The 23,095-nt window shown below is 52.9% G+C and carries 18 protein-coding genes and 1 pseudogene; 18 read left to right on the top strand and 1 reads right to left on the bottom strand.

Annotation, left to right across the window (positions count from 1 at the left end; all coding sequences use genetic code 11):
- Positions 1–6: 6 nt before the first annotated feature.
- The 4 genes from MKY96_RS05350 to MKY96_RS05365 all read left to right on the top strand — a co-directional run bounded on the left by MKY96_RS05350 (position 7) and on the right by MKY96_RS05365 (position 4,768).
- A complete protein-coding gene (locus MKY96_RS05350; RefSeq protein WP_340938997.1) occupies positions 7–1,818 on the top strand; it encodes an ABC transporter ATP-binding protein in 1,812 nt (603 codons plus the stop codon).
- Positions 1,819–1,888: 70 nt separating this feature from the next.
- On the top strand, positions 1,889–3,580 hold the full coding sequence (locus tag MKY96_RS05355) for an ABC transporter ATP-binding protein (protein WP_340938999.1): 1,692 nt from the start codon (positions 1,889–1,891) through the stop codon (positions 3,578–3,580).
- Positions 3,581–3,628: 48 nt separating this feature from the next.
- Positions 3,629–4,276: a hypothetical protein gene (locus MKY96_RS05360; protein WP_340939001.1), complete on the top strand. Its 648-nt coding sequence runs from the start codon at positions 3,629–3,631 to the stop codon at positions 4,274–4,276.
- A gap of 42 nt (positions 4,277–4,318) precedes the next feature.
- On the top strand, positions 4,319–4,768 hold the full coding sequence (locus MKY96_RS05365; protein WP_340939003.1) for an Appr-1-p processing protein: 450 nt from the start codon (positions 4,319–4,321) through the stop codon (positions 4,766–4,768).
- Between the two features lie 62 nt (positions 4,769–4,830).
- On the opposite strand, the gene MKY96_RS05370 is transcribed toward MKY96_RS05365, so the two are convergent.
- Positions 4,831–5,625: an AraC family transcriptional regulator gene (locus MKY96_RS05370; RefSeq protein WP_340939005.1), complete on the bottom strand. Its 795-nt coding sequence runs from the start codon at positions 5,623–5,625 to the stop codon at positions 4,831–4,833.
- A gap of 187 nt (positions 5,626–5,812) precedes the next feature.
- On the opposite strand from MKY96_RS05370, the gene MKY96_RS05375 reads away from it, so the two are divergent.
- The 14 genes and pseudogenes from MKY96_RS05375 to MKY96_RS05435 all read left to right on the top strand — a co-directional run bounded on the left by MKY96_RS05375 (position 5,813) and on the right by MKY96_RS05435 (position 23,054).
- Positions 5,813–6,826: a glycoside hydrolase family 5 protein gene (locus MKY96_RS05375; RefSeq protein ID WP_340944457.1), complete on the top strand. Its 1,014-nt coding sequence runs from the start codon at positions 5,813–5,815 to the stop codon at positions 6,824–6,826.
- 59 nt (positions 6,827–6,885) lie between these two features.
- The gene (locus MKY96_RS05380; RefSeq protein ID WP_340939006.1) at positions 6,886–8,832 is read left to right on the top strand and encodes an alpha-L-arabinofuranosidase C-terminal domain-containing protein; all 1,947 of its coding nucleotides are present in this window, start codon (positions 6,886–6,888) and stop codon (positions 8,830–8,832) included.
- Positions 8,833–8,954: 122 nt separating this feature from the next.
- A pseudogene (locus MKY96_RS33875) lies at positions 8,955–9,020 on the top strand (type II toxin-antitoxin system HicA family toxin); the annotation flags it as partial.
- Between the two features lie 24 nt (positions 9,021–9,044).
- Entirely contained in the window at positions 9,045–9,470 is a 426-nt protein-coding gene (locus tag MKY96_RS05385) for a type II toxin-antitoxin system HicB family antitoxin (protein ID WP_340939007.1), read from the top strand.
- A gap of 224 nt (positions 9,471–9,694) precedes the next feature.
- Positions 9,695–10,270 (top strand): TetR/AcrR family transcriptional regulator, encoded by a 576-nt coding sequence (locus MKY96_RS05390; RefSeq protein ID WP_340939009.1) that lies wholly within the window; start codon positions 9,695–9,697, stop codon positions 10,268–10,270.
- 65 nt (positions 10,271–10,335) lie between these two features.
- Complete coding sequence (locus MKY96_RS05395) at positions 10,336–10,947, top strand: GNAT family N-acetyltransferase (RefSeq protein ID WP_340939011.1); 612 nt, start codon at positions 10,336–10,338, stop codon at positions 10,945–10,947.
- An 838-nt stretch (positions 10,948–11,785) separates the two neighbouring features.
- The gene (locus tag MKY96_RS05400; RefSeq protein ID WP_340939012.1) at positions 11,786–12,964 is read left to right on the top strand and encodes an ROK family transcriptional regulator; all 1,179 of its coding nucleotides are present in this window, start codon (positions 11,786–11,788) and stop codon (positions 12,962–12,964) included.
- Between the two features lie 42 nt (positions 12,965–13,006).
- Positions 13,007–13,990, top strand: coding sequence for an ROK family protein (locus tag MKY96_RS05405; RefSeq protein WP_340939013.1), 984 nt, complete (start codon positions 13,007–13,009; stop codon positions 13,988–13,990).
- Between the two features lie 4 nt (positions 13,991–13,994).
- Complete coding sequence (locus tag MKY96_RS05410) at positions 13,995–15,203, top strand: MFS transporter (protein ID WP_340939014.1); 1,209 nt, start codon at positions 13,995–13,997, stop codon at positions 15,201–15,203.
- Between the two features lie 18 nt (positions 15,204–15,221).
- A complete protein-coding gene (locus MKY96_RS05415; RefSeq protein WP_340939015.1) occupies positions 15,222–17,471 on the top strand; it encodes an AraC family transcriptional regulator in 2,250 nt (749 codons plus the stop codon).
- A gap of 402 nt (positions 17,472–17,873) precedes the next feature.
- On the top strand, positions 17,874–19,412 hold the full coding sequence (locus tag MKY96_RS05420; RefSeq protein ID WP_340939016.1) for an extracellular solute-binding protein: 1,539 nt from the start codon (positions 17,874–17,876) through the stop codon (positions 19,410–19,412).
- A 133-nt stretch (positions 19,413–19,545) separates the two neighbouring features.
- Positions 19,546–20,412 (top strand): ABC transporter permease, encoded by an 867-nt coding sequence (locus tag MKY96_RS05425; RefSeq protein WP_209877623.1) that lies wholly within the window; start codon positions 19,546–19,548, stop codon positions 20,410–20,412.
- Positions 20,413–20,439: 27 nt separating this feature from the next.
- On the top strand, positions 20,440–21,312 hold the full coding sequence (locus MKY96_RS05430) for a carbohydrate ABC transporter permease (RefSeq protein ID WP_340939018.1): 873 nt from the start codon (positions 20,440–20,442) through the stop codon (positions 21,310–21,312).
- Entirely contained in the window at positions 21,258–23,054 is a 1,797-nt protein-coding gene (locus MKY96_RS05435; RefSeq protein ID WP_340939019.1) for a hypothetical protein, read from the top strand. The genes MKY96_RS05430 and MKY96_RS05435 overlap by 55 nt, the downstream gene beginning before the upstream one ends.
- Positions 23,055–23,095 lie beyond the last annotated feature (41 nt).

Raw genomic sequence — 23,095 nt, forward strand, 5'->3', positions numbered from 1 at the left:
GACTACATGCTTACTTCAAGAAAATATACAGTATTCGATCTAATCAGGATTCCGCTTCGGGTGATTCCGGTGCAGACGGCGGCGGCGGTGGGGTATATGCTGGTGGATGCCCTGATGCCTGCGTATCAGACGCTGGTGATGGCTTATTTCATTAATACGGCGACCCATATTGTGAATGGCCGGGCGGAGTATTCGTTAATCTATAGGCCGCTTGCGCTGATTATGGGTTATGTGATCGTCACTCATCTGCTTCCCAGCCTGATGCAGCTGATTGAGCTGACGGGGTGCAACCGGTTGAATGTGCGGCTGAAGCGGGAGATGGTGCTCAAGCGGGCGCGGCTTGCGTATCAGCATATTGAGAATAAGGAGACCTCGGAGTTAATCCATAGGGTGTGCGGAGATCCGGTGGGTCATTTCATGGGCGGGTTCAACAATATAATGAGTGGATTGAATCTGCTGATTGGTACTGTCTCGCTGCTAGTGATTGTGATGTCGTCCACGTTCATTACGGGGATTGTGATTGTGCTGGTTGCGGTGCCTTTGTTCTATATTGCCATGAAGACGGGCAAGGCGAATTATGTGCTGGGGATGGATGCGCAGCGGATACGTAGAAGGAGTGCGGATCTGGCCCATATCCTGACCAGCCGGGAGGATGCGGAGGAACGCACGTTATTCGGGTATAGTCCGGCGCTCAGGGATCGGTACGACAAGCTGTATGATCAGACATACTTGGTGGAGAAGAAGATACAGATCCGCAGCTTCATTCATCTGAAAAGCGGCTCGATCATCGCCCTGCTGATCGGCATCATTATTGTGGGCTTGCTGATGCCTGCGCTGCACTTGGGCGAGCTAACGATTGGTCTCTACATTTCGCTGGTGACCGCGATCTTCAGCCTTGTGCAGAGGATGTCCTGGCAGTTAGCCGAGACGATGCAGGAGCATGCGCGGATGAAGGCGTATCTGAAGGATTTTTCAGCTTTTGCCGGACTTAGTGAGAAGATGGATGCTGCTGCACTACCTGTGGAGATAGACGGCTTCGTCTTTCAATCGCTGGAATTCAGGCAGGTGAGCTTCCGCTACCCGGATACGGAGAGATACATATTGAATCAATGCTCGTTCACCATGGTTAGCGGGAAGAGCTATGCCATTGTCGGTGAGAACGGGGCCGGAAAGTCTACCCTGATCAAACTGCTTACCGGGATGTACGATAACTACGAGGGCGAAATCTTCATTAATAATAGGAATCTGCGGGAGTACAGCTACGCGGAGCTGAAAAGCATCATCGCAGTGGTCTTCCAGAATTACGCCAGGTACGCGCTGACGATCCAGGATAATATAAGGCTGGGGAATATTCTTAGGCTAGATGAAGAGCGAATCCGTCACAGCATAAGCAAGATGAATCTGGACGGAATGGTCCAGGGGCTGGAAGCGGGTCTCGATACCTACGTCGGCAAAATCAAAGAGAACAGCCTGGACCTCTCCGGCGGACAGTGGCAACGGCTGGCGATAGCCAGACTGTTGTATTCCAGCTCAGCTATTCATATTATGGATGAGCCTACGGCTGCCCTTGACCCCCTCGAAGAGAGCCGGCTATATGAAATGTTCAGCAGCATCCGCGCAGACCGGTTCACTATCTACATCACCCACAGGCTAGGTGCTGCGAGAATCTCGGATGAGATCCTGGTGGTGCGTAGCGGGCGGATTGCCGAGCAGGGCTCCCATGAGCAATTGCTGGCAATCCCGGAAGGGATTTACGGTAGGATGTTCGCCAGTCAGAAGTCGTGGTATGAGGCAGAGAGTAAGGTGCAGCATGGATAGACTACAGGGGAAGGAATTCCTGAGGAACGGGACCAGATGCCTGCGTCTTTTATTCCAGGTGAATCCAGGGATGTCTTACACGTACATCGGTATTGCCTTACTCCAGGCGGTCTCCTGGGTGTTGCAGGTATTATTTATGCAGAGGTTTCTGGATGCGGCTGCTGCTTATGCAACAGACCGGATAGACTTCAAGACGATTCTCTTTTCCTTGGGTGCCTTGGCGCTTATGTATCTGTTCTATCATGTCATGGACGGACTCGGGAACTGTTATGAGGAGATTTACGGACTAAGCGTGGGCAAGCACCTGAACCTGATGATTTTTAAAAGAGTAGATATGTTGCAGGTCTCTGAATTTGAGGACACGGGGCGGCTGAATTATATCCACAAGGCTGTTAACGGGAGCGGCAAGCTGATCTGGATCGGGACTACCTTACTGGATATTCTGTTCTACTATACGACTTATTTCGTGTTCATCGGCTGGTATCTGTTCACGCTCAAGCCGGTGCTTGCGCTAAGTATTGTGGTCGTATTCGTCCCGGTGATGCTCTCCCAAGGGGTGCTGATGTCAGCGTTCAAGAATCTGGAGGCGGCATCTGCCCCGATCCGGCGGGAAAGTGACTACTACGAACGGTGCTTGACGGACAAAGCGTATCTCTCGGAGACCCGGCTGCTGGGAGCTACTACATTTTTCGAGAATCTGTATACCTCTACCTTGCAACGGTTGAATGCTATTGTACTTCGGACGCAGGTGCGCAAGCAGCTCGTTCAGCTCATTCTGAATATAGTGACGGTTATAGGCTACGGCCTGATCGTGTATATGCTGTTCGTGTCTGTGATGAGGCAGGAGATTTCGATTGGAGCTTTTGCGGCGGTGCTGGCTTCGATTGGCAGTCTGTACCGGTTCATGAACAAACTGATCACCGAGAGAATCGCCTGGGCTACGGAGAATATCGGGTCTACTGAGAATTTTCTGGATTTCATCGACGAACCTGTTCGTGCGACTAATAACATGCCAAGGCCGGCAGATAGTGATATTGAGCTACTAGGTGTCCGGTTCCGCTATCCGCTGGCAACCCGAAATGCGGTGGAGGAGATCGACCTGATCATCCCGGACAAGCAGACGCTGGCGATTGTAGGCGAGAATGGAAGCGGGAAGACCACACTGTGCCGCATCATTATGGGCTTATACCCGCCTACGGCGGGGGAAGTGTGGTACGGGAACGTGGAGGCTTCGCAGACTAGCTATGAGCGAATGTCGGCTGTTTTTCAACACTATCGCAAGTATAATGAGACCTTACGGGAGAATGTGCGGATCAGCCAATATTCTAAACCAGCAGATGATTCCGCAGTAGTATCCGTGTGCGAGGAGGCCGGGGTGCTTTTATCCGGTGAAGGGGTTAAGAGAGGGCTAGATACGATGCTGGGACGGGAGTTCGGCGGCACCGATCTGTCCGGCGGTCAATGGCAGCGTGTGGCGATTGCGCGCGGATTGTTCCGCGACAGCGATTATATGATCTTGGATGAACCCACGGCGGCCATCGATCCGCTGGAGGAGACCCGTCTGTACAACGACTTCGCCGCCTTGTGCCGGGATAAAACCGCAATCCTCGTCTCCCATAGATTAGGCTCAGTGAAGCTCGCGGATCGAATTATCTTGATGAAGGACGGACGGATCGTGCAGGATGGCACGCATGAGGAGCTAATGAGCACGGAGGGCGAGTACCGGACGATGTATGAGGCGCAACGGAAGTGGTATGTGTAGGTAAAGTGTGTACTACAGGAGTATAGTTAGTCTCAGGAGGAATGTTACATGGCTACGTGGGTTACTCATTTTAGAATAGCTGAAGCCTTAATGAAGGCGGGAGTTCCGGTATCCAAGGTTGATTTTCTGGTAGGAAATATTGGCCCGGATTGTGGGATCGTTGATGAGGAGGGGAGTCTTGCTCCATTTCGGCATGTACCTAAGAGTGTTACCCACTTTAAGGATGGACAGGGGATTCAGCCTGAGCTGTTCCGGGAGCAGTATGCATTGAAGGATGTTGAGCTTACTTCTGGCGCAGGTTCCTACTATTGGGGGTATTACTGTCATCTTATAACGGATGTCGAATGGATCAAGTTAACTAAGAGCAAGAAGGAGGAGCAGACACATCAAGCTGTAAAAGGTACTCCCAATTACAATCAGCTGGTAAAGCGGGACTGGTATTGGCTGGACTTCAAATATTTGAAGCTGCATGGCAATCATGTGTTTTGGACTGATGTGCAGCATATTCAGCAATATCCTGAATACTTTCCGTTCTTTCCTGAAGGCCAGACCTTTAAACAAATACAGAATTTCATTCACTTTTATTGCAACACTGAAGTGCCGATAGAATATGAACCGGTTTATATGAAGGAAGCGGAAGTAGATAACTTTGTACTAGAGACAGCGGAGAAGCTCCGGGTTATTATGGGATTCTAAAAGGTAACCAAACACCCAAGTCGCAACAACAAGGAGAGAATTATGAGCATCCGGTTAGTGAATGGAGATATGATGGAAGCCAGGGAAGATTTTTTAGGACATCAGGTTAATTGTCAGGGAGTAATGGGGTCGGGGATTGCCAAGATCCTGCGGGACCGTTATCCGAACTTATATCCTGAGTATAAAAAATACTGTGACCAGCACACGTCTGACGGATTGCTTGGACACTGCCAGCTGGTGCAGACAGGAGAGAAGTACACGGCGAATCTGTTCGGCCAGCTTAACTATGGAAGAAGCAAAATCCGGTATACCGATTATGCTGCGCTGGAGCAAGCGTTAACCACTCTGAAGATAGAAACGCAAGCCAAGGGTCTGTCTGTGGCGCTTCCGTACAACATGGGCTGCGGGCTGGCGAACGGGGAGTGGAGTGTGGTGGAGCAGATGATCGGGAAGGTTTTTGCAGACTATGAAGTTACTTTGTATAAGATTTAAACTATAGCTGCTAATCGTCTTGAGTTCTTGGAATATCACTAAAAATAAAGCCAGACTGCTTATCAGCGGTCTGGCTTTATTTTGTGCTCCCTGTACTGGGTGGGCGTCTGGCCCAACTGCTGCTTGAACTGGCGCATGAAGTGGATCTCGCTGGCGTAGCCGCTCATCTCGGCGATCTTTTTGACGGAGATGTCTGTGGTGGTGAGCAGGTATTTGGCATGTTCGATCCGGCTGGCGATGACGTCGGCCATTGGGCTTACGCCGAAGTAGTCTTTATACAGATGCTGGAAGCAGGAGCGGCTCATGGTCAGCTCGTGGGATAGTCCATCTATCGTCCAGTTGAGGAAGGGCTGGTTGTAGATTTTGGTGCGGATGACGGACATCTTGTTGTAGTGCGTGTTGCCGACTTCCTTCTGGGACGAATGAATCCGGTTGCTGAGCTTAATGAAGAATAGCCGCAGATATAATTCAATCGTCTCGTCCTTATGCGGGTTCTCGGAATACACCTCATAGCACAAATGGTTAATGATGATCGACAGCTCGTTCAGATCGCCAATCGGGATCACTTCATCCCTGGGGATCGCCAGCCGGTCCAGCAGCGCTTCATCCCCCAGGTTGTCCAGCCGGAAATGGAACCAGTCATTGGTGAATTGTGACCCGTAAGCCCGGTAGAACTGGGGCGTATGCTCACTGTACAGGATGAAGGAGTCCGGCCCCGTCACCCGGCTCTCTCCCTTCAAAGTGAAGATGGCCGGCGTCTTCAGCAGCAGCAGCATATAGTCTCCCGACCCTTGGGGCCTGTTGATGATGAAGTCCGCGTCATGACTGTGATTGTATCCGATATTGTGTATGTTCATATGAACCTCCTGCGCAGCAGATAGGTCTATTGTAGAAGCTAAGGGTGCCTTTTGTAAATGAGGATTGCACAATAAGTTAGTACTTACGCACGATGTGTAATTGTTCTGCGGCCAGGGTTTATCTATGCTTAAGACAGGTAGAAGTAAGAGCTTACAATGAAGGCTGAGGCCGGAGAGGATGATCGTGATGAAAGAATGGACGGGTTATACCAGAGGTGTGAATCTAGGAGGCTGGCTGTCCCAGTGTCCTTATCAGCATGCCCATTATGATAGCTTCATTACGGAGAAGGATATCGAGACGATTGCTTCGTGGGGCCTGGACCATGTCCGGCTGCCGGTGGATTATGAAGTGATAGAGGATTCGGGGAATGCTGAGACTTACGCCGGGTTCAAGCATATCGACAACTGTATCCGCTGGTGTGCTGCCCATAGGCTGAATCTCATTATTGATCTGCATAAAACGCCCGGGTTCTCCTTCAACAGCGTGGCCGAGAATTCCCTGTTCGATGATGCGGCGCTCCAGGAGCGGTTCCTGAATCTGTGGAAGGCGATTGCCAGCCGGTATGCCGGCTATAAGGATACTGTGGCTTTTGAATTATTGAATGAGATTGTGGAGCAGGACAGCAGCCGCTGGAATGCACTGGCTCACCGGACGATTGCCGAGATCCGCAAGCACGCCCCGGAGACCAAAATCGCTATCGGCGGCATCCAGTGGAACAGCGTGCATACCCTCAGGCTGCTGGATCATCCGTATGATGAGAATATCGTGTATACCTTCCACTTCTATGAGCCGTTCCTGTTCACACACCAGCGTGCGGCTTGGGTGGAGCAGATGCCTAAGAGCGACATGGACTATCCGGGTGACCTGGAGAACTACCGCAGCACTTCGGCGGCTATTGGCGCTTTCGGCTCCGGGCTTCATGCAGAAGGTATCAGCGAGATGGGTCCGGCATACATGACCAGACTGATCCAGAATGCCATCGATGTTGCAGCAGAGCGAAACGTATATCTGTACTGCGGCGAATATGGAGTCATTGAGCAAGCCCCATCGCAGAGCGTGGTGAACTGGTACAAGGATGTGCATGGCGTGTTCGAACAATACAAGATTGGCCGGGCCGCCTGGACGTATAAAAAGATGGACTTCGGCATCTCTGACCGCTACGACAGCAGCATTACGTCTGAGATAATTACTTATTTATGAGCTGGTAAATAGAGAACTGGAAAATATACAGACAAGGAAAAGTGGCGGAGGGGAAATAAATGAAAATAAAAATTACAGATAAACCCGGAGTATCGATCTCAAAAGGGATGATCGGGCTGTTCTTCGAGGATATCAACTATGGTCTGGACGGCGGACTTCATGCCGAGATGATTGAGAACCGTTCCTTCGAGTTCGTTAAGGCGCAGGGCGACAGGGGGAGCTACAGCGAGAGCTACGACGGGCTCTATGGCTGGACAGCATATCCGGCTGAGGCCAGCGGGGCTAAGCTTCAGATTCAGACGGAGCATCCGCAGAATGAGGTCAATCCCCATTACCTGGCGTTTACCGCCGGGGAGACGCAGAACGCTTTTACCAATAAGGCCTATGATGGTGTGTCCCTGAAGCCGGGGCTTACGTATGAGGTATCCTTCTATGCCAGAGCGGAGGGGTATGCAGGGGGAATTGAGGTTTGCGTTGAGAAAAATAGCGCGGTTATAGCGCAGGCTGTCATCGCGGCAGCAGTAGGGAAAGAGTGGACACGCTATACAGCGCAGCTTAGCAGTAATGAAACTGTGTCGTATGGAGATTTCGTCATCCGGCTGGATGCGCCGGGCACGGTCTGCTTCGACTTCATCTCCATGATTCCCTCCGATGCCGTGCTGGGTCTGTTCCGCCGGGATCTGGTTGAACTTCTGGAGGAAATGAAGCCAGGCTTCTTGCGGTTCCCGGGAGGATGCATTGTTGAGGGCTATAACCTGGAGAACCGCTACCAATGGAAGCGGAGTGTGGGTGCCGCCGAGCAGCGCAAGAATAACAGCAGCCGCTGGGCGCTGCACGGGAATAATGAAGAGAATCAGTACACGAGTGAGTACAGCCACTATAATCAGAGCCTGGGGATTGGGTTCTATGAGTATTTTCTGCTGTGTGAATACCTGGGGGCGCGGCCGATTCCGGTGCTGAATGTGGGGCTGGCCTGCCAGTTCCAGTCTACTGAGCATGTGGGTGTACACGATGAAGATTTCCAGGAGTATATTCAGGATGCGCTGGACCTGCTGGAATTCGCCAACGGACCGGTGGATTCACCGTGGGGCCGCCTGCGGAGTGAGATGGGTCACCCGGAACCATTTGGTCTGGAAATGATCGGGATTGGCAATGAGCAGTGGGAGACGGAGCACGCGGACTTTTTCACCAGATACGACCTGTTCGAGGAGGCAATTCATGCCAAGTATCCTTCTGTGCAGCTAATTGGCTCTGCGGGGCCGGATATAAGCTCAGACAACTACACCCGGGCGTGGGCATATTACCGTAAGCGGGCTGCGGGTAACCCGAATTTCGTCTATGCAGTCGATGAGCATTATTATGTGAAGCCGGAATGGCTGTGCGAGAACGCGCATTTCTATGATGAGTATCCACGGGATATCAAGGTATTCGCCGGGGAGTACGCAGGCCATTATGGCAACGGGATGAATATGCCGCACTTCAACAGCTGGGGCGCTGCACTGGCAGAGGCTGCATTCCTGACGGGGCTTGAGCGCAATGCCGACATCGTCGTGCTGGCCTCCTATGCTCCATTGTTCGCCAGACTCGGTTATGCCCAGTGGTCGCCGGATATGATCTGGTTCGACGGGGAGAGCAGCTACGGTACACCAAGCTATTATGTGCAGCAAATGTACAGCACGCTGATGGGAACGAAGGTGCAGCAGACCGTACATGATCAGGAGGAGATTCCTTACACTGTCTCTTATGATGAGGAGCAGCAAGTCCTTTACGTGAAGCTGGTGAACACGCTAGACCGCAAGGTTCAGGTGGAGCTGGAGACTGCGCTGAGCTTGACCGGACGCGGGGAGGCGTATGTCATGCAGGGACAGGAGGCGGAAGTGAACTCGATTGAGGCACCGTGCAATATCGCGCCTAAGCGTGTGCCGATTGAGACCGCAAGCCGGATGGTCTATACACTGGAGCCGAAGTCGTTCCATGTGCTGCGGATGGAGTGCGGGGTAAGATAATCTGAGTGATGACAATCCAACCTCTTAAGAAGCTTAATAGAGCTTTTTAAGGGGTTTTTTAAGTATGATTAAGGGTTATACTCATCCATTGACACGTGCTGTAATACGTATTGTCCTAGCCTCATCCCAACAAAGATCTGCCGAAGAAAACCATCATAAGTATCCTCAAGCAGGCAGGACTTCAATAGTTCCATCGAAAGGAGACTATACAAATGAAGGATAAATTGAAATTTTACCGCTATTTTGCGACCTTTGAACAAGACGAAGATGGAATTACTGTAGAATTCCCTGATCTTCCTGGTGCAATTACCTGCGGTCAGAATATAGACGAAGCGTTCTATATGGCCAAAGATTGTCTCGCGCTGCACCTATTTGGGATGGAGGAAGACGGAGACTTGATTCCTGCTCCCTCTGGTATTGATGTACTCAATACACTCACAGCAGGAACAGGGAAAATTGCTGCTCTAATCGAAGTGTTCATGCCACCCTACCGAAGTTCCATATCAGAGCGTTCCGTGAAAAAAACACTAACTATTCCCAAATGGCTGGATGACCTCGCCGCGAAAAATAATGTGAATTACTCACGGATTCTGCAGGATGCATTGAAGGAACAGCTCGGTGTGAATGAAAGAAGATAATCCATAGATAACAAACCTCCCCCGTGGAGGAAAAAGCAACCCCCTTACAGAAGCGTTCAGCTTTCTTGAGGGGGTTTTTTGATGTTCCTTAAACAATTTGACACCACCCACCTGCCGGTATAAAATAAACTTAAATGATATATAAACATATCATTATAATAATTAAAGTATCATTATGTTAACTGAAATATCACTCACCCTACAGCAGAGGCAGGCCTATATTTATGAAAACCAGTGTCAAAGATAACAAACGTAAGGCTATCCTAGATGCAGCCACGGAGCTGCTGGCGATGAAGCCGACGGCTACGCTGCAGGAGATCGCGAATCACGCAGGGATCGGCATTGCGACGCTGCACCGTTATTTCTCTACCCGGGAGCTGCTGCTGGATGCGCTGGCGCTGAATGCGATCGGGCTGGTGGAAGAAGCGCTTGGGGGCGTTACCGCAGAGGAGCACGATATGCTCTCATTCCTGACGGAAGTGTTCGAGGTGCTGATTCCTTTGGGCGGCAAGGTGTCTTTTCTCAGCTCTGCAGCCTCAGTGGACGAGAACCCGCATATTGTAGCTGAGGAAGCACGGATTAAGCAGCCGCTGCGGGAAGCGGTGGAGGGCTGGCAGGCGCGCGGTCTGCTGAATACCGGAATGCCCGCCCACTGGATCATCACGGTCATGTATAATCTGTTGTTCGTTGCCTGGCAGGAGATCCAGAAGGGGAATCTGGCGAAGAATGACGCTCCGCAGCTGCTGGTTCATACAGTCCTCCAAGGCTTCGGCAGAACAGGGCAAGGGAACGGCAGGTAACCGTGAAGAGCACTCGTTCACCAAGGCAGATAGAATCTGGAGTGGAACAATAAGGAGGAACCTGTATGTCTATACTACAAGTAGAGATCGCAGATCACTTGGATGAAGAACAGAAACTTGAGGTCGCCAGGCTATTCTATCAGGCTTTTACCTTGAAATTCAGTGGAATATGGATCTTCTCCCGTAAAGAGCAGAATATTGTGGAGGTCCTGAGCCGCTGTCTGCGTTATGACAAGGCCCTGTACGCGGTGTATGAGGGAAGGGTCGTAGGCTTTGCCGGTCTGGAGACAGGAGATGGCTTCTTCATGACGCTGAGTTACCGTTCGCTCAGACAGACCTTCGGGCTGCTCGGCGGCGCTTGGCGTTATGCAGCCTATGGCATCTTCCGCCTGCTCCATGGTAATACCCCCACAAATGCAGTGCATATCGATCCGCTTGTAGTGTCTGCGGAAGCGAGAGGACTTGGCATCGGAACCCGGCTGCTGGAGGCCGTCTTCGCGTGGTCCCGGGAGGCGGACCGCAGTAAGGTGCTGCTGGAGGTTGTCGATACCAACCCGCTGGCGAAGAAGCTGTATGAGCGGGTGGGCTTCCGGACCTTCAAGGTGCAGAATACCCGCTTGTTCTCCTCGCAGGCCGGCTTCCACAAAGTGCTGCATATGGAGAAAATGCTGAATTAGCCTGGCACGCATTCCCGGTCCGCAGGAGGATCTGCGGACTTTTGCGGTTAGTGGTGGGGGGCGGACTGAGATTCCGCTATTGTGGATTTACAGCGCCATAGTGACTTTTGGCGGACTGACAATCCGCTATTGCTGCTCAAACAGGCTGTTTGGGTGACTTCTAGGGCGGATAGCGGAATCTCTGTCCGCGAACAAGCGAATAAGTAACAATTTCGGCAAAATAGCGGATTCTAAGTCCGTGCCATCAGGCTCGTACACATCAGTTCCCCCAAGCTCGTCGCAAAATCGAATATTCCAAGAATCCGCAGAGCTGATCTGTGGGTTCTTGCTGCTGGGGAGGGAGGGGCGGACCTGACCTGACCGGGAAAAGGGCCGAGCGAATGCTGCGGATGGTCAAGTGTGCATAGGTAATAGAAAGTGTGTGGTCAAGGGCATCGGCTAAACTGCTATGGCCAAGTTTTCAAAGTGGCTGCGGACTGAGATTCCGCTATTGTGGATTTACAGCGCCATAGTGACTTTTGGCGGACTGACAATCCGCTATTGCTGCTCAAACAGGCTGTTTGGGTGACTTCTAGGGCGGATAGCGGAATCTCTGTCCGCGAACAAGCGAATAAGTAACAATTTCGGCAAAATAGCGGATTCTAAGTCCGTGCCATCAGGCTCGTACACATCAGTTCCCCCAAGCTCGTCGCAAAATCGAATATTCCAAGAATCCGCAGAGCTGATCTGTGGACTACTGTTTTATTAGGGGCTGGATAAATCGCCCGAAAGACTGTATATTAGACTATACATTAAGTTAGTAAACTTAATTAACTATATATAGAACGGAGTATGAATCGTGAGAATTCAAACGGCCGGGACCCCCAAGGTCATGCGCAATCTGAATGAATTTCTGATTCTGGACCGGATTATTGGCGGCGGGCCCCAATCCAGAGCGGATCTTAGCCGGTATACCGGCTTAAGCAAGCCTACGGTATCCTCGGCCATTGCTCATCTTATAGAACGCGGACTGGTCAGAGAGACCGGCAGAGCGGAGAACACCCAGGGCCGCAAGGCAACACTAGTGGAATTCAACCCGAAATGCTTCTATACCCTAGGGGCCGAGGTCGGGGGAAGCAGTCTGCGGATAGCACTTGCGGATATGGGCGGAGAGATCTGCTATTACAAGCAGCTGTCTATGCCGGAGGGCGGGCTGACAGAGGCGGTGTGTCAAGACTTCCTGGTTCAGAGCATAGAGGGACTGCTTGCGGATTCCGGGATCTCCCGGGAGAAGCTGCGGGCCGCGGCCTTCGGGATTCCAGGCGTGGTGGACCCGGCAGATGGCAGCGTGTCTGACCTGGTTGCCCCGCTGCGCGGGTGTGAAGGGGTGCTAGCAAGGGCTAATCTGGCCCGGCTGTTCCCCGTGCCCATTGTGACAGAGAATGATGTCAACCTCGCATCTCTGGCGGAGTATACCTCTTTGGGGATGGAGGCAAGCGGCTCTCTCCTATACTTCTCCATCGGTGCAGGAACCGGGGGCGGCCTCATTATCCACGGGGAGATCTACCGGGGGCTTGGCGGCGGGGCGGGCGAACTAGCCAATCTGATGCTGAGCGCAGGCAGGCTGGAGGACGTACTGTCTACAGACGGATTAAGGCAACTGGCCCATCGGATGGCAAAAGAATACACAGGCACAGCTGATACAGCGCATTTGCTGTCCACACCTGGAGGAACGGCAGCGCAGATATGGGATGCAGTGCGCAGAGGCGAGCCCCTTGCACTGACTATAGTCGAGGCCTACTGCAATCTGCTCGCAGAGGCGGTGGGCAGCATTTGTACAGTGATGGCTCCAGCGACTGTGGTGCTTGGAGGCGAACTGGGCAGTCATGGAGAGATCCTGCTGGAAAGGCTGGAAGCCAGGCTGGGCGGGCTGCACCGGAAGCCCCGGCTGGCTGCCTCCAGCCACGGGGACAAGGATGTGGTGCTTGGAGCGGTCCAGACCGCAGTCCAATTGGCTTTTCGTGAGATGCGGGCATAGGAGCGTAAGCATATATTTTATAGAATGACGGGGGAATCCTAGATGAATATGTTAACTGCCGGAATTGATGTGGGCGGCACCAAGACACTGCTATGCCTCACAGATGAAGAAGGAACGGTGCTTGAACAGTACAAGGTGGAGACGCAGCTGAGCCGGGAGCCGGAGGTATTCTTCCGCTGGTTATTCGCTGAACTGGAGCAGCTCTGCAAGCGTAACGGCACTGCGCTCTCCTCCTTGCAGGGAGTGGGCATCGGGTTCCCGGGAGTCATGAATGAGCGCACCGGCACCCTGACCAGCGCACCGGCGCTCAATTGGCCTGCAACTATGGATATCCGTCCGGTCATTGCGGCTTATTATCCCGGACTGGTGGTGCTGGATAACGATGTGAATATGGCGGCTATGGGCGAGTATGCAGCGGGCTCTGCTGCGGGGTCTGAGCATTTCATTATGATCACGGTCGGGACTGGGGTGGGCAGCGCCTTGTTCCTGAACGGCCAGCTCTACCGGGGTGCCAGCTTCGCTGCGGGTGAGATCGGCTATCTCATCGTTGAGCCGGGAGCGGTTCATGCTGCTGCCGATCCGGAGTACAGTGAGTTCGGCCCGTTTGAGATGGAGGTATCCGGCACGGGAATCGGGGCGAAGGCGGCGGCCAGGCTGCACGGGAATAACAGCAGTTCATTGATCCGGGAGCTGGCGCAGGGCGATGCGGTCCGGGCGGAGCATGTATTTGCAGCGGCGCAGCGGCAGGATGAGACAGCACTTGCGCTGCTGGATCATGCGTATGAACAGATGGCGGCGGCGGTCAAGAATATTGCGATTACGCTGGATCTGGAGCTGGTCATTCTGGGCGGCGGCGTTGTGGAGAAGAACCCGGGCTATGTGCAGGAGGTTGCAGCGCGGGTCAGCCGGTATACTCCTGAGCAATCTTTATTGATCCGGCAGGCGGTGCTTGGCAATCAGGCGGGAGCGATAGGTGCTGCGGCGGCGGCCCGAAGCAGGCTGAACGCAGGAACCGGGCAGAACTGAGGGTATGAATATGAGACGCGGAACAAGTATAATGAGATTCTCTGTAGGCAGCAAAGAGAGTGAGGTCCTGCTGAAGATGCGCGGGCTGTATCTGTTCACAGGTCTGGCCGGGGGCAGCTTCAACCCGTATGTCACCTCCCTTCTGGTTCATCAGGGCATGACGAGCCAGAGGATTGGAGTGATGATGGCCTTCGGCACCTTGCTGGCGATTCTGTTTCAGCCGTTATGGGGAATTCTGGTGGACCGCTATCAACGAACAAGACTGGTACTGATGCTTACCCTGATTGTTCCCGGCACCATAGTCTATCTCTACAATGTAAAATGGCTTGTCGTCATTGTGCTGGTATACAGCTTGTATACGATTTTTCAGAGTACCCAGACGCCGGTTGCCGACGCTTATGCAGTGAATGCAGCTTCAGCCGCAGGCACCTCGTTCGGGACCATCCGGCTGTTCGGCAGTATCGGCACGGCGCTGGGAGGGTACTTCGGCGGATTGTATCTGAACTGGCTGGGGGTCACCGAGCTGTGGATTCCCTTCCTGCTCTTCAACCTGCTTGCTCTTATGCTCGTGATGACCATCCCGGTGAATGTGGAGCGGCGGACGCAGCATGTAACCTTCACCAGCGGAATCAGGCAGCTGCTGGGTAACCGGGTCTTTCTGTTGTTTCTCGCCGGTTGTTTTCTGGTGAACCAGACGCTTACGGCCTTCAACTCTTTCTTTGTCCTGACCTTCCAGATGGCGGGCGGGAGCTTCGCGTGGTCAGGCATCGCCCTGATGATTGCTTCAATTACCAGTGTTCCGGCAATGCTCGTGGCCGCAAGCGTTCTGAAGAAGTACGGCTATGAGAAAACACTCATGCTGGCCTCCATCGTCTACATGCTCCGCTGGGCGATCCAATGGCTCATTCCTGTTCCCGGTGTTATGATAGGTGTCCAGACGCTGCACGGCATGTCTTTTGGTTTCTTTTACATTGCGGCTGTGGAATATGTGGCCTCCATTACGGGCAAAGAGCTGCAAGCCACAGGACAAAGCCTGTTCAATATGGTGTTTGTGGGTCTTGGAGGCATTGCCGGGAATCTGCTGAACGGGTATCTGCTGGATAGCGGAGGCCCGGGACTGATGTATTTCTCCTGTACGGTCAGCGCCGCGCTCGGCGCATTGCTGCTGTACAGAGTCAAGTCCATTTCACATAAAAAGCAGCAGTCTGAATAAGAAGAAGGGGGAAGCTCTATGAAGCGCAGTTGGTATAGTCGGATGCTATTCTCATACTTCCCTGTCTTCCTGCTTGTAGTCACTGTTCTAATCTTCCTGGCCTTCATGGTCATTACGGAGCTGTCCCGCAGCGAGACGGAGAAGGCCAACTACATATCTACCAGCTATGTGGCGGATACGGTGGAGCGGACCTTGAATGATATAGAGCTGGGGGTGCTGCAGGAGATCGGAAATAACTATTCTTATAATGACTTCCTGGATGCGCCCTCCGGCACAGACTCACCGGCTGGCAGCTCGTATGAAATTGTGCAGAGCATGAACCGGCTATCTGAACGCTTCAGCCTGATTGATTCGATCTATGTCTACCGTAACAAGGACAAGCTGATGCTGGGCCAGAGCGGATACGTGAATCCGGGACAGGGCCAGGGGCTGGAGGCGGAATATTTGCAGCAGCTCTCCGCGAATAAGCAGCAGCAGGGGTGGAGCGCTGTACGGATGGTTCAACCCAGGAACTCTCAGGATTTACGGCCGGTGATCAGCCTGGCCAGCAGGCTGCCGATTCCTTGGGGCTCCGATGGCTATATTGTTATTAATGTGAGTGTGTACCGCATAGAACGTTTGGTGGACAGCTTGACTAGTGGAGAACTGTCCTTCCTGCGGATCAAGGATGTCTCAGGGACGGCGATCTATGATTCCGCTCCTGCCGCAGACGGCGGGAAGAATAGAACGCTCTCGAAGGTCGAGGCGAAGAATCTGGGCTGGACCTTCGAGAGCGGACTCCGGGCCGGGCGCTTATTCGACTGGATCTCGGTGATTTCCTACGTCTGGTTCATTCTCGGGCTGCTGACGATTGCGCTGGGCGTAGTGTACATCATCTACATCACCAGGCGGAATTACCGGCCCATCCATCAACTGATGGTGCGGATTCAAGGACTCCAGCCTGCGGCCCAGAATGCCGCGCTTGCCGTAGCTTCCGATGAGCTGGCTCTTATGCATAACGCGCTGGACCGGCTGGTGCAGATCACTACTGACTATGAGCGGGAACGTTATGAGAATCTAGTTATTCAGCGCCGGGAGCTATTCCTGGATTTCCTCAGCGGGCAAAGGCTGGAGGATGCGGCAGAGCGGCTGGAGACGCTGGACCCCTTCGAGGGCACCAGGGAGTTCGAAGCGTTCGTTGTATTCGCAGCCGGGCTGAACCGGGAGAAGGACTGGCATGCGCTGCCTGCTCAGGATCAGAATCTGCTGAAATTCGCCTTAACCAATGTGCTGGGGGACCTGATGGCAGATAAGCAGCTTCAGGCCTGGGCCGAGTGGATCAGCGGGGAGCGGCTAGGGATGATCATTGGCCTCCGGTTCCGGCCGGTGAAGGATGACAGCGATACGATGCTGGAGCTGGCAAGAGACTGCCACCGCTGGATTATGGATAATCTGCGGGTATCCCTGACCTTCGGAGTGGGCACGGTCGTCCGGGACTGGCGGGAGATCCGGGATTCTTACGCGGCAGCAGCTGAGGTGCTCAGTCACAGGCTGGCCCTGGGAACAGATATTGCGGCAGTTCAAATGGATCAGCCGGTCGATTCCGGGCTACAGAGCTATAAATACTTCGGTAGCTTCACCCAGCTTGTCCGTGAATTCCGCCTGTCGGGCGAGAACTGGCGAATCCGGCTGGACGAAATCTTCGATTCCTTCCGCAAGGACCGCCTGAAGGACGAAGAGATCTATATGCTGCTGGAAGTGCTGCTCCAGGCGCTGGAGCAGGAGCTTAAGGGCATAGCGGAGACGCTGGACCGTCAGCTCGCGGCAGCATGGAGCGGCGGTCTGCGGGAACGCATCCGGGGCAGCACCGATCTTGAAGAGATCCGGGAGCTGCTGACCGGCTGGCTGAATGAAACCTACCATGTCTATGTGTCTGTCAATGAGCTGAAGAGCCACCGGGTGATGATTACCGAGGTTAAGCATTATATAGAAGAGCATTATGCTAATCCTGATCTGTCCTTGAATCATCTGAGCGAACGGTTCCAGATCTCTGCGAAATACGCCAGCTACCTGTTCAAGGAAGAATTCAATATGAAGTTCGTGGACTTTCTCGCGGAGCTGCGGCTGATGAAGGCCAAGGAACTGCTGGAGACGACTTCAGAGAGCATACAGGATATTGCCCTGCAGATTGGATATGCTAATTCCATTACCTTCGGACGGGTCTTCAAGCGTATTACGGGCATGACCCCGGGGGATTACCGCAAATTGAAGCTCCATAAAGATGAATAAGCACTGCGTAAATCCGGCTTCAGCTGATTCCGGGTTTGCGCTTTTTTTGATTATTGTGGGAGGTTTGGTGCAATGGGGAGTAAATACATAACATAATTAGTTATATATGAGTTAGGTGTTTAGGTTTATGGATACAATTTTCGTGAAGCATTCCTGCGATAATTGTATATCCAGAATGAAAAAAGCTGCAATTTCATTGGTTTTTTCATGAAAATTCAATAGGAAACATGTATATTGTCGAATTCCGCAAACGATGTAATAATTCATCACATGGTCAGGCCGTAAGCATTATACAGAGACAACAGGCTGATTGAAATCAGAAATCGAAAGGGATAGGTGACAGGAAATATGACAAATGATAACGGTAAAAGAAAGTTGGCTCTCGGTCTCTCAGCGGTTCTTATGTCATCCATAGTATTGTCTGCATGCTCGTCTAAAGATTCCAGTGGAGCAAGCGGCAACGGTGCAGCACCAGCCGGCAGCTTGAAGATCGAAATTTTTGACCGTGGCAATGCGCCAGCCGGTGTTACGGCATCCGATAATTTCCTCACCAATTATGTGAAAGAGAATTTCGGCAAGGCTAACAATATTAATGTGGAATTCGTGCCTATCCCCCGCTCGGAAGAAGTGACCAAGCTTAATGTCCTGATGGCCAGCGGAACCGATGTTCCTGATATCGTCTTCACCTATGATTCCGGGACCTTCAACAAATATGCCGAGCAGGGCGGGCTGACGGATCTGACTCCGCTGCTGCAAGAACACGGACAGAACCTGACCAAGTTCCTTGGCGAGGATACTCTACGCTACGGTCAATACGATGGCGTCCAGTATAGCATTCCCGCCAAACGCTCTACGATAGGTAAATATGCTTCCTTCATCCGTCAGGATTGGCTGGATAAGCTGGGGCTTCCCGTTCCGGCTACCTCAGAGGAGCTATATAATACACTGACCGCGTTCAAAACCAAAGATCCGGGTGAAACCGGCGGCAAGGTGATTCCGCTGGGCATGACGATTGCTGCGGCGCAGTATGATTCGCTGGTCTGGTCCTTCATTAAGCCGGTCAGCGAGCAGGAGCGCTTCGAGCTTACACAGAACCTGAGCTCCCGGGACTACCCGATTCTGCTGCCCGGATTCAAGGATGCCATTCAATATATGAACAAGCTGTATAACGAAGGGCTGATCAGCAAGGATTTTGCCCTGGATGAGAATAAAGAGACCCTTACACAGAATATCGGGAACGGGCTTGTGGGCGCATTCAGCGATGATAACGATGCGATCTTCTACCCTGACGGTACTTATGACGTTCTAACGAAGAATAACCCGAAGGCTGTGCTGAGCGCCATTGATCCGTTCACGAACAGCGAGGGGAAGACGGCCAAGCCGGTATCTGCTCCGAACGGGATGTATATCATGATTCCGAAGTCCAGCAAGCATGCGGTGGAAGCTATGAAGTATCTGGACTGGATGTCTGCAGATGGTCATCTGCAATATATCCAGAACGGGATTGAAGGCGAGCATTATAAGCTGGAAGACGGCGTGCCGGTCTCCATTCCGGATCTGTCTGTCGAATCCTCGAACAAGCTGTCTGGCGGCGGGGATATCGGGATTATTGCGAACGGACGGATTTTTGAGAGCCAGGAGAAGAATAATGAAGCCTTCGTGAAGAGCTTCCGCACCCAGTATCAGGATATCATTGCGAAATCACTGAATATTTCCACCACTAACCCGATTGAGCCGGTGTTCACCAGCCGTCCGATTGAGGCAGAAAGCAAATACGGCACGACACTTAGCGATAAAATCAAGCAGCTGATGGTGAAATCTACAATGGTCTCCCCTAGCGAATTTGAAGTTACCTATGAGAGTATGCTGAAGGACTACATGTCGAGCGGCGGACAGGCCATTCTGGATGAACGCAAGGCTGCCTACAGCGAGCAGAAATAATTGAATTCGAGGTCCGTGAGGGAGGGGGAGCGGCAGGGCTGCCGGTCTTGGCTGCTTCCCCTTACAGCCTTAGGGGCACAGTGGAGGAGGAATCGTTGTGGGATACACCCGTTATTTCCGCAGAAATTGGCAGATGTACGCATTGCTGGTCTTACCCATGCTGTTCTTTATTATTTTCAAATACGGTCCAATGTATGGTGTGCAGATTGCGTTCAAGGACTTCAACTTCTTCAAAGGCATTGGTGGCAGTGAATGGATTGGTCTTGACGGATTCCGCGAGGTATTTGCGAATCAGGACTTTTATATAACCTTACGCAACACGTTGATGCTGAACTTTCTTGATCTGATCGTTTCTTTTCCCGCCCCCTTGATTATTGCCATTATGCTATTTGAGCTGAAGGTGGTCTGGTTCAAGAAGCTGTCGCAGACGATTCTGTATATTCCGCATTTTATTTCCTGGGTAATCATCGGCGGGATTGTGTACCAGCTCTTCGGCCAGCAGTCGGGGATGATTAACAACCTGTTAACGAGCCTGGGACTGGATGCCATTCCTTTTCTCTCGGACAAAAATTATTGGCTGATCACGTACCTGCTGACCGGTGTCTGGCAGAGCGCTGGCTGGGGGACGATTCTCTATCTGGCGGCACTCGCGGGCATCAATAAAGAGCTGTTCGAAGCGGCGGAGGTCGATGGGGCCGGAAGAATCAAGCGCATTCTGCATATTACGATTCCGGGGATCAAGCCGACGATTGTTACGCTGCTGATCATTAATCTGGGCAACATGATCTCGATTGGCTTCGAGCGGCCGTTTGTGATCGGTAACCTTGCGGTTATGGAATACTCGGATGTGCTGAGTACCTTTGTCTACCGGATCGGTCTGGAATCGGGGCAGTATACGCTGGCTACGGTGGTTGGATTGTTCCAGGCGGTGGTCGGACTTCTGTTCCTGCTGGCGGCGAACTATATCTCCAAGAAGCTTACAGACGAGAGCATCCTATAATCAACCTTTGGATCGGGAGTGTACATTATGAATGAAAGAGCAGCTAACAAGGCGTTTGATACATGGATTGTGATCTGCTTAACCTTATCGGTGCTGGCATGTCTGATTCCATTCGTGCATATCCTCGCGGTATCCTTCAGCGGAACGGTCCCGATCGCTTCGGGCAGAGTCACTCTGTTCCCTATGGATTTCAATATTGAGGCGTATAAAAAAGTGTTCAGTGATGCCGCTATGATCCGCTCACTGGTCTTCACCATATTCCTGACGGTGCTGTTCACAGCGCTGTGCATGATGATGACGGTTGCAGCGGGCTATGCCCTGTCGAAGAAGGATCTGAAAGGCCGTAAAATCTTCATGTTCCTCATTGTCGTCACCATGTTCTTCAGCGGCGGTATTATTCCAGAATATATTCTGACACGGGAGCTGCATTTGCTGAATACGATCTGGGCGCTGGTGCTGCCCGGGCTGATCAGCCCCTTCTATATGATTATCCTGATTTCTTTTCTGGCTGGTATTCCTGATGCGCTCAAGGAATCCGCTGAGATCGACGGCAGCAGCCAATTCGGGACGCTGATCCGTATCATTCTGCCGTTATCCACGCCCGTGCTTGCTACCTTAAGCCTGTTCTATGCCGTCGGCAGATGGAACGGATTCCAGGACACGCTGATGTATATCACGAAGCCGGAGCTGTATCCGCTCCAGCTTAAGCTCTATCATATGATCCAGAACAGTCAGGTATCCGATCTGATGAGAATGGAGGGGAACGCGGTCAGCACGGTTGTGCCGGAGAGTCTGAAGGCGGCTACTGTAATGTTCGCCACAGTGCCTATTCTGCTCGTCTATCCATGGCTGCAAAGATACTTCGTCTCGGGGGTAATGACCGGGGCGGTGAAGGGGTGAGCAGACAGATGTTCAAGAAGATTACGGACATTAATGACAAATGGACAGAGGAATCCATGGAGCAGCAAATAACTGAGCGGGAGAGCCGGTACTTCGGGGGCGTGCGTGATCCGCTGAGCGGTGTAGCCTGGCCGAATCATACCGGCACGGCCCAGTATCTGGCGGCATGGGCGGCAGCCCTGGTGAATCTGCAGTCCCGGTATTATCGGGATCTGGAGCTGCTGGAGCAGCTGCATGAGGGGATGGCATTCATGCTGCGCTTCCAGCATGAGGACGGCACGATCTCGCCGGGCTGGACGAATTATCATTCACCGCCGGATACGGCGTTCGTGGTGGTCGGATTAGCCAATATCCTCACGCTGCTGGAGCGGCAGAGCTGGCCGCCGCTGAAGTCGGTGACGGATCAGATTAGAGTCTTCCTGGAGCGTACGATTCCGGCAATGCTGACCGGGGGTGTGCATACCCCCAATCACCGCTGGGTGCTGACTGCCGCGCTGGGGTCTTTATACCGGATCTTTGCCCTGGAGGAGCTGCAGGCAAGAGCCGGAGAATGGCTTCAGGAGGGGATGGACATTACGCCGGACGGCGAATGGACGGAGCGGAGTAACGGAATCTATAATACGGTCAGTGACATTATGCTCTATTACGCCGCGCGGGATCTGAACCGTCCTGAGCTGCTGGAGCCGGTCCGCCAGAATCTGCGGATGATGAAATATCTGGTTCACCCGGACGGTGAGGTGGTCACTGATTATTCGGGGCGGCAGGATTTCGGCAGCGTCTATTCGCTGGCTGACTATTATCTGTGCTATCAGCTGATGGCAGAGCATGACCGCGACCCGGAATTCGCGGCTCTCGCGGAGCTGGCAGGCCGCTCGGTTATGCATCCGGGTTCGCTGCCTAATCAGATTATGCTGGGATTCCTGCTCTATCCGCAGATGCATGCGGGTTCAGTCACGCCGGGAGAACTGCCGGACAGCTACCGTAAGGTAATCAATGGCACGTGGAGTCGTCAGGAGCTGATCGGCCTGATCGGGCAGGGCGGCTACGGCGGGCCTGTCCGCCACAGCAAGCAGCATACGGAATTCGGCGCTCCGGTAGCCCGGGTGCGCAGCGGGAATACCAGTGTAAGCGTGATGACCGAGGCTTCCTCGCTGTTCTCGCTGCGGCATGGGCGGGCAAGGCTGCTGGGAGTTCAGCTGGCTTCTAGCTTCGAGCCGGGACTGATTACGATGGATACACTGACGGAGATTTCAGACGGCTATCTTCTGGAGTCTGTAGCCGGAAAGGGGTATTACGGCACGATTCCTGCGGACAAGCTGCCATCCCGGACCGGCCTGCCTACCAGCCCGTGGTATCTGCTGCCTCATGGTGAGCGGCCGCTTACCCATAACCAGACGAGCAGTGTCTACGTGAAGGTAAGCGAGTGGGAAGCAGGCTGGGATTTGCATTTCTCAGCGGCGTCTCCGGCAGATGTGCTGACCCAGATCGTCCTGCTCTTCGGCAGCGAGGGCAGACTTGAAGGCTCCGCGCTGACACCGGTGCCGGGGATGAGCGAGGCTTCCTTCTGGACCGCCGGGACACTCCGCTATAGCACAGGGGAGGACTGGATGGAGCTTGAGCAGGGCTGTAATGAGCATCACCTGGCCGATATCCGGGGGATGAGCTATCCCGAAGGCTGCCAGAAAGTCATCGTAACACTCATCACTCCTCTGGAATATAGCCTGCGGATTCGTCTTTCCTGACAGATGCCTATATAATGAAAGGGTTATCAGGATTTATCAGG

This window comes from Paenibacillus sp. FSL R7-0302, from assembly GCF_038006885.1.
Classification (GTDB): Bacteria; Bacillota; Bacilli; order Paenibacillales; family Paenibacillaceae; genus Paenibacillus_AQ.